This is a genomic window from Pseudomonas sp. NCCP-436 (assembly GCF_019656335.1).
Classification (GTDB): Bacteria; Pseudomonadota; Gammaproteobacteria; order Pseudomonadales; family Pseudomonadaceae; genus Aquipseudomonas.
Map to the genome: position 1 here is coordinate 124165 of NZ_BPLZ01000004.1, position 17348 is coordinate 141512.

14 protein-coding genes are annotated in these 17348 nt (G+C 61.3%); 6 read left to right on the top strand and 8 right to left on the bottom strand.

The window, feature by feature from the left end; all coding sequences use genetic code 11:
• The first annotated feature begins 14 nt into the window (after positions 1-14).
• Entirely contained in the window at positions 15-782 is a 768-nt protein-coding gene (locus NCCP436_RS06440) for an SDR family oxidoreductase (RefSeq protein WP_220803121.1), read from the top strand.
• A 54-nt stretch (positions 783-836) separates the two neighbouring features.
• Here NCCP436_RS06440 and NCCP436_RS06445 read toward each other — a convergent pair whose 3' ends face one another.
• Complete coding sequence (locus NCCP436_RS06445) at positions 837-1484, bottom strand: hypothetical protein (protein WP_220803123.1); 648 nt, start codon at positions 1482-1484, stop codon at positions 837-839.
• A gap of 102 nt (positions 1485-1586) precedes the next feature.
• Here NCCP436_RS06445 and NCCP436_RS06450 point away from each other — a divergent pair, with 102 nt between their 5' ends.
• Positions 1587-2369, top strand: a complete 783-nt coding sequence (locus NCCP436_RS06450; RefSeq protein ID WP_220803125.1) for a TSUP family transporter — start codon at positions 1587-1589, stop codon at positions 2367-2369.
• Positions 2370-2374: 5 nt separating this feature from the next.
• On the opposite strand, the gene nudC is transcribed toward NCCP436_RS06450, so the two are convergent.
• From nudC to NCCP436_RS06485, 7 genes are all read right to left on the bottom strand, one after another.
• Positions 2375-3199 carry an NAD(+) diphosphatase gene (nudC, locus tag NCCP436_RS06455; RefSeq protein WP_220803127.1) on the bottom strand — a complete coding sequence of 275 codons (825 nt, stop codon included), beginning with the start codon at positions 3197-3199 and terminating at the stop codon, positions 2375-2377.
• Positions 3199-4878: a ferrous iron transporter B gene (locus NCCP436_RS06460; RefSeq protein WP_220803129.1), complete on the bottom strand. Its 1680-nt coding sequence runs from the start codon at positions 4876-4878 to the stop codon at positions 3199-3201. The genes nudC and NCCP436_RS06460 overlap by 1 nt, the downstream gene beginning before the upstream one ends.
• A 179-nt stretch (positions 4879-5057) precedes the next feature.
• Complete coding sequence (locus NCCP436_RS06465; protein ID WP_220803131.1) at positions 5058-5870, bottom strand: crotonase/enoyl-CoA hydratase family protein; 813 nt, start codon at positions 5868-5870, stop codon at positions 5058-5060.
• A gap of 197 nt (positions 5871-6067) precedes the next feature.
• The gene (locus NCCP436_RS06470; protein WP_220803133.1) at positions 6068-8311 is read right to left on the bottom strand and encodes an Orn/Lys/Arg decarboxylase N-terminal domain-containing protein; all 2244 of its coding nucleotides are present in this window, start codon (positions 8309-8311) and stop codon (positions 6068-6070) included.
• 120 nt (positions 8312-8431) lie between these two features.
• Entirely contained in the window at positions 8432-9190 is a 759-nt protein-coding gene (gene dnaQ, locus NCCP436_RS06475) for a DNA polymerase III subunit epsilon (protein ID WP_220803135.1), read from the bottom strand.
• Between the two features lie 39 nt (positions 9191-9229).
• On the bottom strand, positions 9230-9679 hold the full coding sequence (rnhA, locus tag NCCP436_RS06480; protein WP_220803137.1) for a ribonuclease HI: 450 nt from the start codon (positions 9677-9679) through the stop codon (positions 9230-9232).
• 41 nt (positions 9680-9720) lie between these two features.
• A complete protein-coding gene (locus NCCP436_RS06485) occupies positions 9721-10479 on the bottom strand; it encodes a class I SAM-dependent methyltransferase (RefSeq protein WP_220803139.1) in 759 nt (252 codons plus the stop codon).
• 71 nt (positions 10480-10550) lie between these two features.
• Here NCCP436_RS06485 and gloB point away from each other — a divergent pair, with 71 nt between their 5' ends.
• The 4 genes from gloB (at position 10551) to NCCP436_RS17620 (ending at position 17348) form a co-directional block, all read left to right on the top strand.
• Positions 10551-11321, top strand: a complete 771-nt coding sequence (gloB, locus tag NCCP436_RS06490; RefSeq protein WP_220803140.1) for a hydroxyacylglutathione hydrolase — start codon at positions 10551-10553, stop codon at positions 11319-11321.
• A 286-nt stretch (positions 11322-11607) separates the two neighbouring features.
• Positions 11608-13176, top strand: a complete 1569-nt coding sequence (locus NCCP436_RS06495; protein WP_220803141.1) for a LysM peptidoglycan-binding domain-containing protein — start codon at positions 11608-11610, stop codon at positions 13174-13176.
• Positions 13177-13356: 180 nt separating this feature from the next.
• A complete protein-coding gene (locus NCCP436_RS06500) occupies positions 13357-15186 on the top strand; it encodes an extracellular solute-binding protein (protein WP_220803142.1) in 1830 nt (609 codons plus the stop codon).
• Positions 15183-17348, top strand: coding sequence for an extracellular solute-binding protein (locus NCCP436_RS17620; protein ID WP_259651457.1), 2166 nt, complete (start codon positions 15183-15185; stop codon positions 17346-17348). The genes NCCP436_RS06500 and NCCP436_RS17620 overlap by 4 nt, the downstream gene beginning before the upstream one ends.

Below are 17348 nucleotides of genomic sequence, written 5' to 3' on the forward strand. Positions count from 1 at the left end.
CCGGGGTAACCACAATGTCCAAGACTCAACTGTTCGACCTCGACGGCAAGATTGCCTTCGTCTCCGGCGCCAGTCGCGGTATCGGCGAGGCCATCGCCCGACTCCTGGCCCAGCAAGGTGCTCATGTGATCGTTTCCAGCCGCAAGATTGATGGCTGTCAGGCAGTGGCCGATGCCATCCTGGCTGACGGTGGAAAGGCCACCGCCATGGCCTGCCATATCGGGGAAATGGAGCAGATCACCAGCGTCTTCGCGCAGATCCACGAGCAGTTCGGCCGCCTCGACATCCTGGTCAACAACGCCGCCACCAACCCGCAGTTCTGCAACGTGCTGGACACCGACCTGGGCGCTTTCCAGAAGACTGTGGACGTGAACATTCGCGGCTACTACTTCATGTCGATCGAAGGCGGCAAGCTGATGAAGGAAAACGGCGGCGGCTCGATCATCAACGTCGCCTCGATCAATGGCGTCTCCCCGGGCGAGTTCCAGGGCATCTACTCGGTGACCAAGGCCGCGGTGATCAGCATGACCAAGGTCTTCGCCAAGGAATGCGCGCAGTTCGGCATCCGCTGCAACGCCCTGCTGCCGGGCTTGACCGACACCAAGTTCGCCTCGGCGCTGACCAAGAACGACGCAATCCTCAAGCACGCCCTGCAGCGCATTCCGCTCAGACGCGTGGCCGAGCCGAGCGAGATGGCCGGAGCCGTGCTCTACCTGGCCAGCGAAGCCTCCAGCTACACCACCGGCGTGGCCTTAAACGTGGATGGCGGCTTCCTCGCCTGAACCGGACAGGCCGGGTGCACCGACAGTGCCCGGCTCACCTGCCGGTTTACCCCTTTACCAGTCCTTGAGTGCCGTCTCGGCGGCCGCGTTCATCGGCTCAGCCAGTAGGCCGGTAGGGGTCAGATTGACCCTGTAAACGGCATCGGCGGCAATCGGCAGGTAAGCCACTCGCAACGCCTGCGGGTCGAACATCAGCAAATCGCGCTGGTTCAGCCGCAGCCAACGCCACAAATCGACCCCGTAAAGACTTTCCGCCAGTTGAACACGAGCATGCCGAGCCAATGCCTGCTGCTCAATGGCTAGAAAGCGGCCTGACAGTCGCCCCAGACGGTAGCCCGGTTCCAGCCCGATCAACTCGGCCAGACCCTTCCAGCGAATCAGCCGAGCATCAAGCTGCCACATATCGCCTTCCAGGGTTACCGTGCGCTCATGCCCACCTTCCAGTAGAGTCACCTGGTAACGCTGCTGGCCTTCGGCTTTGAAGCTCAGGGTTACCAGCGGCCTACCCGGCTCGATCGCCTTGTAGCCATACAGGTCGTAGGCCACCAGTCCCACCAGTCCGGCCAGGGCAAGGAAGGCCAAACCACAGGTACCTCGCAGCCAGCCGAGAAACCAGCTCGCATTGAGCAGAATGCGCAAGGCCACCAGCAGCGTCAGCACGCCCAGCAGTGCCAGCGCCCAGGCTAACCCGTCGTATTGCATCGATTGCGTTCCTTCTCTGACGAAATCCCGGCATTATGCTCAGCTCTCCTCGCGCCGAACAGCGCCTGCCTGCGCACTTGCCCACAACTCGACACTTTGCCCATGCCCTTCGCCCTCGAACTTGCCATCGACCCCGGCACTCTGGCCATCCTGGCACTGGTTGCTTTTCTTGCCGGCTTCATAGACGCAATCGCCGGCGGAGGCGGCCTACTGACCCTACCTGCCCTGCTCACCGCAGGTCTTCCACCTCATTTGGTACTGGGTACCAACAAACTCTGCGCCACCTTCGGCTCAGGCACAGCGGCACTGACCTTTTTCCGTCGCCGCCTGTTCGACCCCAGGCAATGGCGTGGCGCACTGCTGGCGACCCTGATCGGAGCACTGGCAGGAGCGCTGGTTGCCCACTGGATGCCGGCAACTTGGCTCAACCAGATGCTGCCACTGGTTGTGTTCGCCTGTGCTCTGTACCTATTGTTCGGGCGCACGCCAGAAGCGACCGGGGAGCAGAACCGTCCAATCGCTCAAGGCCGGCAATGGCCTCAGGGACTGGGCCTGGGGTTCTACGATGGCGTGGCCGGCCCCGGTACCGGAGCCTTCTGGACCGTTAGCAGCCTGCTGCTATACCCTCTGGACCTACTGCGTGCCAGCGGCGTGGCACGCAGTATGAACTTCGTCAGCAATGCGGCGGCACTGGTGGTTTTCATCGCTTTCGGACAGGTGGCCTGGATACTGGGTCTGAGCATGGGCGCAGCCCTGATGACCGGTGCCTTCCTCGGAGCTCGCACGGCCATCCGTGGCGGCTCAACGTTCATTCGTCCGGTTTTTATCCTGGTGGTTCTGGCTCTCACCGTACGACTGGTGTGGCAGCACTGGTTTGGCCAGTAGCCGCATCAGGCGTGAAGTTGCGGCTTCGGCAGCCCTAGACGCTGCGCCACATAAAGATCGATCAGGTAGCGAGCAATGGAACGCTGCGCCGGCAGTGGCGGCAGCGTATCGATGCGGAACCAGCGAGCATCCTCGATCTCGTCCTCCTGCATGACGATATCGCCGCCGGCATAACGCGCATGGAAACCCAGCATCAGCGAATGCGGGAAGGGCCAGCCTTGACTGCCGACGTATTGCAGATCCTGCACCTCGATGCCGACCTCCTCGCGAACTTCGCGCGCTACGCAATGCTCGACCGACTCGCCAGGCTCGACAAAACCGGCCAGGGTGCTGTAGACGCCGGTGACAAAGCGCGGTGAACGGGCCAGCAGGATCTCGTCATCACGGGTGACCAGCACAATCATGCTCGGTGCCAGGCGTGGGTAATGCTGCCAGTTGCAACTGTCGCAGCGCATGGCTCGCTCGCCCGGCATCTGCCGGGTCGGCGCACCGCAGCTGCCGCAAAAACGGTGCTCGGTAAACCAGGTACCGATCTGTGCGGCATAGCTGAGCATACGGAAAATTTCCGCCTCGCCAGTCAGCATGAATTGACGCAGGCTCTGCCAGCTGCATCCGTCGAGACAGGCCGAGTGATCCAGCAACAACAGGTAGACCGGATCTTCGCCCAGGTAGCCAATACCCTGCTCACCGCGCACAGGCAGATCCTGGCGCTGGATCCACTCACGAGGAAACAGCACGCCATTGCTGTCACACAGAAAGTGCTGCTGGCTGTACAGCAGCACCCAGCCACCTGGCTGGGCAGGATCGAGAAAAACGTTACGCCAGCGCATCAGGCCGCAACCTGCATACCCAGAGCCCGGACGCTTTCCTCAGCCAGGTCAAGCACGCTGGGACGTGTCTCCGGCCGCAACACGGCACCGCCCTCCAGGTAGTACTCCAGACTGCTGAGCGCATCGGCCAGGGTTTCCAGCATCTGTTCCGACGGCATCGGGTCAGCATCGAGCATGCGTGTCTGGATGTAATCGGCACAAGCGCCGACCAGGGCAGCGGCCCGACGCTGTTCAAGGAACCACAATCCACCACGCACGGCCTGCAGACTGAAGGGCACATTGCTCAGGTGCATCTTGTCGCCGTTCGACTCCAGATAGGAGGTAATGGCGCGCTTGGCCAGTGCCAGGCCTGCCCGGGCCTCGTCGACCACGACGATCCGGGCCTCGCTGAGCTGGTGCCCAGCAAAAGAGTCGGCCTCGTTACCCGGCTCGACGGCTACCGGTCGACTGTCACGACCGTCGCCGCTTTCAAGGCTAGCGACCATCCCTTCGACATAGAGCACGGCATCGGCCAGCCTGTGCAACTGCTCGGGACTGGCCGTCTCGCCTTCACTCCAGGCAGCGACTTGCGGCAACTGCGCGCTGAGCGAATTCCCCGCCGAATTCAAACCAACCATGCCCAGTGTCTTGGCCAGCTTGCCCAACAGGGCGTGCAGGCCGGTCAATGCTTCGCCCTGCAGAGTGCCACGCTCAAGCAGATCGAGCATATCCTTGGCGCTGGCCAGCTCCTCACGAATGGCAGTCGACAACGAACGCATCACCCCCTGCCCGGGGCCTGCCAGTCGCTGGTATTCCTCTTCCAGCAGATGATCGGTGAAAGGCATCGGTGTCAGGCCGAAAACCTCACGTACGGCAGTAGCGTGCGGGCCATGAGTGTCGGCCAGTGCAACCAGGTATAAAAGTTCCTTGAGCAGGCTTCGTGGCACCTCATAGGCAGGGTTGGCCAGCATCAGCTTGAGTTCACGATCAACCCGTGAGAACAGTTGCTTGCGCGATTTGCGCGGCAGCAACTGACCGTCGCACTGGGCCTCCATGGCCGCCGCGCCGATCCAGCACATACGCCCACGAGGCTCGTTGGCGAACAGGCTGTCCAGACGAGACATCGCCCGCACCATCAGTTTCAGGCTGGCCTGCAGGTTCTGCTCGCGAATGAAACCCAGCAGCCCCACCTGGTACATGTGGCGCAAACGCTTGCCTTCCATCAGCCTTGCTGCACCATCGAGTGCTTGGGAAGCAGTGCGGGGGCGCGCCTGGTCTAGACGTACACTGAAAAAGAAGCTCTCCGGCAGTGGCTGCTGGGCAGCGGCCTGCCGCAGCTCGTTGATAGCCGGCAACAGCAGCTCGGGGATTTCCTGACGATGGGAATCGACGTTCTCCAGGTAACGGCGCAACACGTGCAGCGCATTGCTCAGCGCCGCCAGCTGTACGTCCCGCTCCTCACCGGCGCCTGCAGGAATGTCGGTAGCCAGTTCCAACACCTCCTGAGCCAAAAGTTCAGCGCCGGTCAGCTCTATCAGACTCAGCGTGCCGCGCACCTGCTGCAGACTTTCCACTGCCTGTTGCAACAGGCTGCCGTTATGACGCTCGGCAATGAAATGTTCCAGACTTTGCTCGGCCTCTTCCATGGTGACGAACAGCTCGTCGCGCACCAGGCTTAGCGATGTAGCTCCACTTACCATGCTCTATGCACCTCGCGACCCGCAGCAGACAACGGGGCACAGCCCCCTGGCGAGCAACCTAGCCGCCGCCAATCCCTTTGCGGCCCCGCATCCACCGGACGTATGCGACATTGTCATCCGCTGTCGCCAGACAACGGGCATTCCTGCATCGACCGCCTCGCCTCCTGCTCGATACCACATCAGTCGGCGAACTCCGGCTTCTGCTTACTCATGTGCGCCGTCATGGCCAGCCGCAAATCCTCTGACTGCAGCATAGCGGCATTCCAGGTAGCCACATAATCAAGACCATCGTCGACGCGATGATCACGCATATAGCGGATCATCGCCTTGGTACCACGCACCGCCAGCGGAGACTTCGAAGCAATCTCCCGGGCAATGGCCATGACGCCTTCGAGCAGTGCCTCCTGGCTCTCGTAGGTACGGTTGACCAGACCTAGACGGGCCGCCTCATTGCCATCAATAGTGCGTCCCGTGAATGCCAGTTCGCGCATCATGCCGTCACCGATGATGCGCGGCAGACGTTGCAGAGTGCCGACATCGGCCGCCATGCCCATGTCGATTTCCTTGATGGCGAACTGCGCATCACTGGTGCTGTAGCGCATGTCGCATGCACTGATCAGGTCGATGGCACCGCCCAGGCAGTATCCCTGGATCGCTGCCAGCACAGGCTTGCGGCAATTGTCGACGGCGTTGAACGACTCCTGCAATTCAAGAATCTTGCGTCGCAGCGCTTCGGCATTGCGCCCCACGTCCTTGCCCAGCTGTGCACCGACAGAGGCCAGCAGCATCAGGTCGATCCCCGAGGAAAAGTGCCTTCCCGCGCCGGAAAGCACCACAACACGAACCGTATCGTTCTCGCTTGCCCACTGAAAGATGTCGACGATTTCACGCCAAAAATCGGCGTTCATCGCGTTGACCTTTTCCGGACGGTTGATCTGCACATGGGCGATCTTTTCCGCCAGTTCGACGCTGAAGGCTTGATAATCGGACATGGCAGACATCCTCGGCCGCAACGCGGCAGTGCTGTAATTAATGGTGATTAATAATCGAGCAACTATAACAAGCAAGCGATAAAAGTCGATGCTTGGCTGTGTGACACAGGCCACGCCCCAGAATTAACAAGGACTTTCAACAACACGCCATAAGAGATTGATCTGCCGGGGTCTCCACCCCGGCAAAACCCTCACTCCTATTCAATCAGACAGTCGACGCGGTACTCGCCATCCTCGGTCTGCAGCCCGTGAACATCAATATCGAAACCCGGGAAGGCCTGATCGAAGGTACGGGCGAAGCTCAGGTAGTCGAGAATCGACCGAGTCGCTGCGGTAAAGCGTTCACCCGGCATGATCAATGGAATGCCCGGCGGATAAGGCACCAGCATCACTGCCGCGATACGTCCTTCGAGATGATCGACGGGCACCGCCTCGACCTCGCCACGCACCAGGCGGTCATAGGCATCGGCCGGTTTGATCGCCACCTCCGGCAGTACCGTGTACATACTTTTCAGAGCCCGGGCGGTAGCGTTGTCGCGATAACAGCCGTGCAGGGCATCGCAAAGATCGCGCAACCCCATTCCCTGATAACGCCCGCCGCCGGCTTGGACGATGGAAGGCAGTACATCGGCCAGTGGCAGGTTGGCGTCATAGCTGCGCTTGAACTCCAGCAGCTCGGTCAGCAGGGTGCTCCATTTGCCCTTGGTAATCCCCATGGAGAACAGCACCAGGAAGGAGTACAGGCCGGTCTTCTCCACCACCAGGCCACGCTCCCAGAGGAACTTGCTGACCACTGCGGCAGGGATGCCCTGCTCTTCCATGCTGCCGGCAGCGTTGAGCCCCGGCATCACCAGCGTCACCTTGATCGGATCGAGCAATACATAATCGCCCGCCACCTCGCCGAAACCGTGCCAGTCGGCGTCCGGCTGCAGCAGCCAGTCACTCGTGGCAAGGCTATCGACGCCATCGGCCGCCGGCGGCTGCCAGATGCTGAACCACCAGTCATCAGCGGACAGGTTGCTCCGAACGTTGGCCAGCGCGCGACGGAAACTCAGTGCCTCGTCAAAGGTCTCCTGAATCAACGAGCGCCCTGCCGGCCCCTCCATCATTGCCGAAGCCACATCCAGCGAGGCGATGATGCCGTACTGCGGCGAAGTGGAGATGTGCATCATGAAGGCTTCGTTGAAGCGGTCGCGATCCAGCTGCCGCTGGCCACCATCCTGTACATGAATCATCGAAGCCTGGCTGAAGGCCGCCAGCAGCTTGTGAGTGGAGTGCGTAGTGAACACCAGCGGCGAACGCTCGTCACAACGCGTGCCCATACCGTAGCGTCCGGCATAGAACTCATGGAACGCCGCGTAGGCGTACCAGGCTTCGTCAAAGTGCAGCACTTCCACCGAGTTGCCCAGCGTCTGCTTGACCATCTCGGCGTTGTAGCAGAGGCCGTCGTAGGTGGAGTTGGTCACCACCGCCAGCTTGACCTTCGGTGCGCGGCCGCGAGTCAGCGGACTGGCGTCGATTTTGGCCTGGATCGACTCCTTGCTGAATTCACTCAGCGGAATCGGCCCGATGATGCCCAGCTCGTTGCGCTCCGGGCACAGGTACAGCGGGATGGCACCGGTCATGATAATCGAGTGCAGGATCGACTTGTGACAATTGCGATCCACCAGCACCAGATCGTCGCGGCCGACCATGGAATGCCAGACGATCTTGTTCGCCGTCGAGGTGCCGTTGATCACGAAGAAGGTGTGATCGGCGCCGAAGTTGCGTGCGGCACGAGCCTCGGCCTCGGCCAGCGGGCCGGTGTGATCGAGCAGCGAACCCAGCTCCGGCACCGACACTGAGAGGTCCGAGCGCAGGGTGTTCTCTCCGAAGAACTGGTGGAAGGCCTGCCCCACCGGGCTCTTGCGATAGGCCACACCACCGCCGTGACCGGGCGTGTGCCAGGAATAGTTTGACTGTGCGGTATGCCGTACCAGTGCCTTGAAGAAAGGCGGCAGCAAACCCTCCAGATAGTTGTGCGCGGCTCGGGCCACCTGGCGGGCGAGAAATGACACGGTGTCTTCGTAAAGATAAAGGATGCCGCGCAGATGGTTGAGATCGGCCATGGCCTCGGCTGGCGCATTCTCGATGGTGACCTGCTCGCCAAGGGCGAAGATCGGTAGCTGCGGCGCTCGCACCCGCGCCACGCGGATCAGCTCGACCATGTCTTGCAACAGTCGGCTGTTCTCCCCTGCCCCCTCCGCTGCGACCAGAATGCAGGCCAGACCGTGATGGGTGGAGGCGACGATGCGCCCTTCGGCTGCGCTGGCCGTAGTCAGAATGCTGAAACCGTCCTGAGCAAGTTCCTGGGCGATCGCACGCACGCGCTCGCCAGCGACCGTATCGGCCTTGATATCGCGGTGAACGATTAGGACGGGAAAATTGAGATCTTTATACATTGTGGCGTCCTGAAGGCTGGCAGGTAGAACCTGCCCGTCGCTTCAGGTTAGAGGCTCGCCTGCAGCGGCGGAACCCCCCGTGCGTGGAGCTATACGAAAAAGTCGCAATTGCGCTGTTCGTTATTCCGTCTTTGCTTCCAACTGAGCCCACAAGGTCGGGCCGCCGGCAGCTTTCTCGATCGCTGCCAGCCGCGCCTGATGCGCGGCCAACTCTTGCTCGTTGGCGCGAATGACGCGAGTGCGCACTCGCGAGGCATCAAGCCGGCGGATCGGTGCGGCCTGCGGGCGACCACTGCCATCAGCGTCCGCCCCCTCGCCGGCCAGTGACAGGTGGGTCTGACCACCGGTCATCGCCAGGTAGACGTCGGCGAGGATCTCGGCGTCGAGCAGTGCGCCGTGCAGTTCGCGATTGGAGTTGTCGACACCGTAGCGCTTGCACAGAGCGTCCAGGCTATTACGCTGCCCCGGGTGACGCTCGCGCGCCAGCATCAGGGTATCGAGCACCGTGCAGTAGTCATAGACCTCGGCACGCTCACTCTGCCCCAGCAGAGCAAACTCGTTATTGATGAAGCCGATATCGAACGCTGCGTTATGGATGATCAGCTGGGCGCCCTTGATGAACTCATAGAACTCATCGGCCACGTCACGAAAGCGCGGCTTGTCGGCGACAAACTCATTGGTAATACCGTGAACCGCGATAGCGCCTTCGTCGATCTCGCGATCCGGATTGAGGTAGACATGAAAATGCCGCCCGGTCAGACGCCGGCCGAGCACCTCAACGCAACCGATCTCAATGATCCGGTGCCCTTCGGTGACCGGCATACCCGTGGTTTCAGTATCCAGTACCACATAGCGATTGACGCTGTTGTCGCTTGTCACACTCGCCTCTCTGATCTATTTGGGGCGGGACATTCTAACTCAGCCCCTGCGCACCTCGTCGACGCCGCGGTTGGCCAACTGGTCGGCCCGCTCGTTACCCGGATGACCGGTATGCCCGCGCACCCACTCCCAGCGCACCTGATGTCGGTTCACCTCCTCATCAAGCTTCCGCCAGAGGTCGGCATTTTTCACCGGCTCCTTCGCGGCAGTTTTCCAGCCACGTTTCTTCCAGCTCGGCAGCCATTCCTGGATACCCTTCATTACGTATTGAGAGTCGGTCACCAGGCGCACCGAACAGGGTCGGGTAAGAGCCATCAGTCCGGCAATGGCGGCCGTCAGCTCCATACGGTTGTTGGTGGTACTCGGCTCACCGCCCCAGAGCTCCTTTTCCGCCCCCTTGTACACCAGCAGCGCTCCCCAGCCACCCGGGCCCGGATTGCCCTTGCAGGCGCCATCGCTATAGATCACAACTTCATCGGTTTCAGACATTACTCAGCTCTGTAAGGGGATTTCAGGTCGCCGGTGCAGTCTCAACTATCGGCGTCACGCCGACTGATCTTGGCCACCGGCAGCGGCAGCAGTTTTCCCATAGGTTCGCGGCGCGACTGCCGCAGCGGGCGCAGGCCTACTACCAACTTGCGCGCTACCAGCAGATAGAAGCCGGCACCAGGCAGTTGCCAGGCATCACCCCAGCGCTCCAGAGGACTCAAGCGCAGCTGCCATACCAGCGAAGCGAGCGGCGGACGATAGCACCCGAAACGACGTTTCTCCAAGGCAAACCCCAGCAGCGCCAGCCAGTCGCAAACCCGCCTTGGGGCAATGCAGCGCGCTCGGCCCAGGCCGTCGCGGGCAAACAGTCGTCGCGCGCCCCATGTGCTCCAGGGATGGATGCCGAGGATCAGCAAGTGCCCCCCGGGACGAACGCTGCGCGCCGCTTCACGCAGCAATCCGTGCGGCGACAAACTGAAATCCAGGCCGTGCTGCAGCACCACTACGTCAGCTGCATGCTCACCCAGCGGCCATGATTGCTCTTCGCAAACGATCTGCACGCCGGGCATGGGTGCCCCGAGACGCACATTGCACTGGATCTGGCGAGCCTTCGGTGGGCCTTCCGCGCCAGGCCCATAGCTCACCAGATAACCGCCGAAAAAACGTGCCAGCTCTTCCTCCAGCAAGCGCCGCTCTTGCTCCAGCAGCAGTTGACCTACGGGCCCGGCCAGCCATTCGCGAGCCTCACTGACGAGCATGAGCCATTCGGGATCGACCCGGGCAAATGCCTGATCGCTCATCGCTACCTCCGCATGACAGTTTCTGCGCCTGCGCCTAAGATGCACCTTTATCACCAGCTTAGCGACCCGCAATGATTCAGATCGACGCCCTGCCTGCTTTCAATGACAACTACATCTGGCTGCTGCAGGATCCGCACACCAAACGCTGCGCCGTGGTCGATCCGGGCGATGCGACTCCGGTACTGGCCTGGCTCGGGCAGCATCCGGGCTGGCAACTGAGCGACATTCTGGTGACTCATCACCACCTCGACCACGTCGGCGGCATCGAACGGCTGAAGGCCGAGACAGGTGCGCGCGTGGCCGGGCCGGCTACGGAACGCATCCCGGCCCGTGATATTGCCCTGAACGACAAGCAACCGATCGAGGTGCTGGGCCTGGAGTTTCACGTGCTGGCAGTCCCCGGTCATACCCTGGGCCATATCGCCTACTATCATGCCGACGAACAATTGCTGTTCTGTGGCGACACCCTGTTCGCCGCCGGCTGTGGCCGACTGTTTGAAGGAACACCGCAGCAGATGCACGGCTCACTGGCGCGCCTGGCCGCTCTGCCGGGCGACACGCGAGTCTACTGCACTCACGAATACACCCTGAGCAACCTGCGCTTTGCCCTGGCGGTAGAGCCGCAGAACCTTCGTCTGCAGGATCGTTTCGCCGAGGTCTCAAGCTGGCGTGAGGCAGGTCGTATCAGCCTGCCATCGAATATCGAGCTTGAGCTTGCCACCAATCCTTTCCTGCGTACCGGCGAGCCGGCTGTGATCGCCGCAGCCTGCGAACATGGCGCTACAGATGAAACGCCCGAGATGATTTTCGCCGCTCTGCGTGCCTGGAAGGACAATTTCTGAAGAGGCGCCTGGCGCGAGCAGCTTTTCTAGAGCGAAGTTCAGGCAGGCCAAACGGGGGGCAACAAGCGGGCTGGCGTCCGACGCTACCAGTGCCAAATGATCATTGCGAACCGCTTTTTAACCGGATATCAGTGGTGAACTGGCACTTTTCATACAGAAATCAGGTAGCGCCGAGCTATAACCAACAAAAGATCGATAACCTCGCAAAAGACTGGTGAAAACTTGACCACCCCCTGGTCGGTTCCTAGAATCGCCCGATCCTTTTTCGCAAACAGTACACCAGCCAATGCCTTCCTCTTTGCGCAACTTATTGAATACCAAGGCATTGTTGCGCAGATCCCACCTACTGGTGGTAATCGGCGCAGCCGCTCTCAGCGGCTGCCAGAGTCTGTCAGATACGCCAAGGGATCCCGGCCCCAGCACCTCCCGCGCCGTGGGGCTTGAACGCGAGCCACAGTGGCTGAATCACGACATTAAACCCCGTGAATATCAGGATATCTGGGAGCGAATGCGCGACGGCTTCAAGCTTCAGGATGAAATCGGCATCAACCCGCGCATCGAGCGCATGCGCCTGTGGTATGCCAGTAACCCCAAGCATGTGGACACCGTCAGCGAGCGCAGCGCGCCCTACATCCACTACATCGTCGAACGCCTGGCCGAACGAGGCATGCCGATGGAGTTGGCCCTGCTGCCGGTGATCGAGAGTGCCTACGACCCGATGGCCTATTCGCCTGCTCAGGCCGTCGGGCTCTGGCAGTTCATTCCCTCCACCGGCCGTCATTTCAACCTGCGGCAGACCGCTTGGTACGACGGCCGGCGCGACGTCACCGCCTCGACTCAAGCCGCCCTGGACTACCTCAGTCGATTGCACGAAATGTTCAACGGCGACTGGTTGCTGGCTCTGGCAGCCTACAATGCCGGCGAGGGTCGCATCAGCCGGGCTATCGAGCGCAACGAAAAACTGGGCCTGCCCAGCGATTACTGGAACCTGTCGCTGCCCAAGGAAACCGAGAACTATGTACCCAAATTGCTCGCCCTGTCTCAGGTCATCCTGACTCCGGAAGCCTATGGCGTCACCCTCTCGCCGATTGCCAACGAACCCTACTTCGAGCGGGTGGCCATCAAGCAGCATATGGATCTGTCCCGTGTTGCCAGACTGGCCGATCTGGACGAGAAGGAGTTGCTGCAGCTTAACCCTGCCTACAAACGCGGCATTACCCTGGACGGTCCGCAACATCTACTGGTGCCTGCCGAGAAGGCCGACTTGCTCAGCGCCAATCTGGCGCTGATGAAACCACAGGAACTGGTCGACTGGCAGAGTTACACCGTGCGTTCCGGCGACAGCCTGCATGCCATAGCCAACCGCCATCACGTCACCGTCAGCATGCTCAAGGATATCAACCGGCTAAGCAGCAACAACCTGAGCATTGGCCAGGTACTAACCATTCCGGGCCGCCCCGGCAGTCAACCGAGTGAGCCACTTTATCAGCGCGGCGCAACACCCTCCGGTGCTCCCACCTATCGTGTCCGCGAAGGGGACAACCTGTGGCGAATTGCCCGGACCCACAATGTGGCAGTGCATGACCTCAAGCGCTGGAACCGGCTGCAGGGCAACCAGCTCAAAGCCGGTCAGGTGCTGCAAATTGCCGATGCGGCCAGCGACAAGTCACTGGCCGAGAATTCCAACCGCCGCAATGGTTCTCGGGAAAAGGTCACCTACTACCGGGTGCAGGAAGGCGACTCCTTCTACGTAATTGCCAAACGTTTCCAGGTCGATCTCAAACGTCTGCAAGCCTGGAATCCACGCACTAGCACCCTGCGTCCCGGACAGCTACTGACGCTGTATCTGCCCTAAGTGACCAGCCCGGTCGAGCACGCTGCTCTCATCGCCTCCCGTCTCCCAGCAGCAATAGCAGCACCATTCTTGCCGATCGGCAGTGCCTCTACGGCCACGCACTCTTTTTCCTGTCCGGACAAGCTGTTACTGTACCGTTCAAGAAGCCCCAAAGCCGCCATGGACCGGATTTCACGCCTGATGCGTCCCCTCCTTCTGCTGTTTCTCGGCCTGGTAATGAGCTCTGCCGCCTCGGCCAGCATTAGCGAGAGTCATGGCTATGCGCAGTTCGGCACCCTGAAATATTCGGCCAGCTTCAGTCATTTCGACTGGGTCAATCCTGATGCGCCCAAAGGCGGAACGCTTCGGCTGATGGCCTCAGGCACCTTCGACACGCTCAATCCCTATCCACTAAAAGGCACCAGCCCGGTGTCCACCGCGCACTTCCTGCAATACGGCGTCAATGAGCTGAACGAGCCACTAATGGTCGGCACCGGCTCCTACGACCCATCAGGCGACGAGCCAGCCTCCAGTTACGGACTGATCGCTCGCAGCGTGGAGTACAGCGAAGACCGCAGCTGGGTAGTGTTCAACCTGCGTCCCGAGGCACGCTTTCACGACGGCAAGCCAATCACCGCTTACGACGTGGCCTTTTCCTACCGCGTACTTCGTAATGAAGGGCATCCGCAGTACCGCACCAACCTTCAGGAAGTGAAGCGCGTCGACATTCTCAATCGGCACCGCATCCGCTTCGTTTTCAAGCGTGCCGGCAACCCTCTGCTGATCCTGCGCCTGGGCGAAATGCCGGTGCTACCGCAGCACTACTGGAAGGATCGCGACTTCAAGGCCACCACCTTTGAACCGCCACTGGGCAGTGGCCCCTACCGCATCACCCAGGTGATACCAGGCCGGCGCCTGGTGTTCGAGCGAGTGAAGGACTGGTGGGGCAAGGATCTGCCGGTAAACCGCGGCAAGTACAACTTCGACCGCGTCGAGGTGGACTTCTACCGCGACAATCACGTGGCCTTCGAAGCCTTCAAGGCCGGCGAATTCGATCTGTATATCGAGAATCAGGCAAAGAACTGGTCGAACGGCTACCGTTTTCCCGCAGTGGCCCGCGGCGACATCATCCGCGCCGAGATTCCCCACCAGATCCCCACCCAGACCCAGGCGCTGTTCATGAACAGCCGGCGCGCCCTGTTCAGCGATGTCCGGGTACGCGAGGCACTGGGGCTGATGTTCGACTTCGAGTGGACCAACCGCACGTTGTTCAACAATGCCTACGTGCGCGCCGAGAGCTACTACCCCAACAGCGAGTTCTCCGCCACCGGCAAACCCGAAGGCGCCGAGTGGCTGCTGCTGTCGCCACACCGTGAGCGCCTGCCAAAACAGCTTTTTCTTGAACCGCCCAGACAACCGGTCACTGAAGGCCGCGGCATCCCCCGCGAAACTTTGCGGCGCGCTCTCGGTCTGCTCGCCGAGGCCGGATGGAAACCCAACGGCCAGTATTTGCGTAACGCCCGTGGCGAGCGCTTTGAGTTCGAGATCATGCTGGTCAACCCCAGTCTGGAGCGTATCCTCCAGCCCTACAGCGCCAACCTGGCAAGCCTCGGCATCCGCGCCAACCTGCGCACCGTCGACCGTGCGCAGTACAAGCAGCGTCTCGACCAGTACGATTACGACATGATTCTGCTCACTCTGCCGCAAACCCTCAGCCCTGGTCTGGAACAGTCGCTGTACTTCCACTCCAGCCAGGTCAACGTCAAGGGTGGACGCAACTATGCCGGCGTCGCCGACCCGGTAGTGGACGAGATCATCGACCGGCTGCTCTCGGCCCAGACCCGCGACGAACAGATTGCAGCTACCCGTGCGCTGGATCGCGTCCTGCTCTGGCAGCACTATGTGATTCCCAACTGGTACATCAACTATCACCGCCTGGCGTACCGCAACCGGTTCGCCTTCGTCACCACGCCGCCCTACACCCTGGGCCTGCGAGCCTGGTGGCTGAAGCCTACGGAGAACGCCCGATGATCCAACCGCTGCGCAGTTTCCTGCTTCACGGTAGCAGCCTCCTACTGCTCGGCCTGGCCAGCCTGGCCACTGCCGCCCCCCAGCATGCCGCCACGCTGTATGACGAGCCGCCCAAATATCCGGCGGACTTCAGCCATTTCGACTACGTCAACCCGGATGCGCCCAAGGGCGGCATCTTCCGCCAGGCCGGCTTCGGCAGCTTCGACAGCCTCAACCCCTTCATCAGCAAGGGCGTAGCGGCCGACGACATCAGTCTGATCTACGACACCCTGACCGTGCAAAGTCTGGACGAGCCATTCAGCAGCTACGGTCTGCTCGCCGAGAAGATCGAGAAAGCTCCCGACAACGCCTGGGTGCGTTTCCTGCTGCGCAAGGACGCGCGCTTCCACGACGGCACGCCGGTCACCGCTGAAGACGTGCGCTTCACCTTCGAGACCCTGATGAAAAAGGGTGCGCCGATGTTCCGCGGCTACTACGCCGATGTCGAGCGGGTGGAAGTAGAGTCGCCGCACAGCGTGCGCTTCGTTTTTCGCCATGCCGGCAACCGCGAACTGCCGCTGATCGTCGGTCAGTTGCCGGTACTGCCTCAGCACTGGTGGAACGAACTGGATGACAGCCAAGCTGCATTGCAGCCCATTCTCGGCGACGAGCGCATCACTCGCGACATCCGCCTGGAAGATACTGGCCAGGCCATACTGGTGCAGTTGCAAGAGGATCCGCGCCTGGCCGGCAAACAGAAACTCAGCCTCGAGCTGCTGCGGCTCAACCTGCAGGCAGCCGCCCGCTCCGAGGAACCGGCTCTGGCAGCGTTGCGCCTGGTCAGCGACTTTCAGGAGCAGGACGCGCACAGCCTGCGCCTGATCCTGAGCCAGGCCGGCGACGAAACATTACTCGAAGCCCTGCGTCAGCTGCCTCTGCTACCAACCCGGCGCGACTTCACTCGCGGCAACCTGGAACCGCCACTGGGCAGCGGTCCCTACCAGGTCGAGCGTGTCCAGCCCGGACGCAGCATCAGCTACCGACGAGTGGAGGACTGGTGGGCCCGGGATCTGCCGGTGGCCCGTGGCCTCTACAACTTCGACCGGCTGCAGACCGACTATTACCGCGATAACACCGTAGCACTGGAGGCGCTCAAGGCCGGACAGTTCGACTACTGGCTGGAAACCAGTGCAAAGAACTGGGCAACCGCTTACAACGTTCCGGCGGTAACCAATGGCCAGTTGATCAAGGAAGAAATCCAGAACCACAACCCCACCGGCATGCAGGGTTTCATCTTCAATACCCGTCGCCCGCTGTTCCAGGATCGCCGGGTACGTGAGGCCCTGGCCCTGCTGTTTGATTTCGAGTGGGCCAACAAGCGCCTGTTCAACGGTGCCTACTTCCGGACCCGCAGCTATTTCGACAACTCCGAGCTAGGTTCGAGTGGCCTTCCCGGAGAGGACGAGCTGGCCATTCTGGAACCGCTACGCGGGCAGATTCCCGCTGAGGTCTTCAGCCAAGAGTTCCGCGTTCCGGTCAGTGATGGCAGCGGCATCATCCGCGAACAGCAACGACGCGCGTATCAGTTGCTGCAGCAGGCTGGCTGGCGCATCGAGGGTGACCGTATGCTCGATACCGAGGGTCAGCCGGTCAACTTCGAATTCCTGCTGGTGCAGACCGAGTTCGAGCGGGTACTGCTGCCGTTCAAGCGCAACCTGGCCGACCTGGGCATCGAGCTGACCATCCGCCGGGTAGACGTGTCCCAGTATCTCAATCGTCTGCGTTCACGCGACTTCGACATGATCGTCGGCGGCTTCGGCCAATCCAACTCGCCTGGCAACGAACAGCGCGAATACTGGCACTCCTCCAGCGCCGACAATCCCGGCAGCCGGAACTTCATCGGCCTCAAGGATCCGGCCATCGACCAGTTGGTTGAAGGGTTGATCGCAGCCGACTCCCGGCAAAGTCTGATCGCCCACACCCGCGCACTGGATCGAGTGTTGCTCTGGGGCCACTACGTGATCCCCAATTGGCACATCCGAACCTGGCGCGTGGCCTACTGGAACCGCTTCGAGCACCCGGAGGTCACCCCGCTGTACGACATCGGCATTCACACCTGGTGGGTGCGTCCGGGACAGGAGCAGCCAAGCAGGCTGCCAGCGCAGGCGCAGGAGGAGCAATAA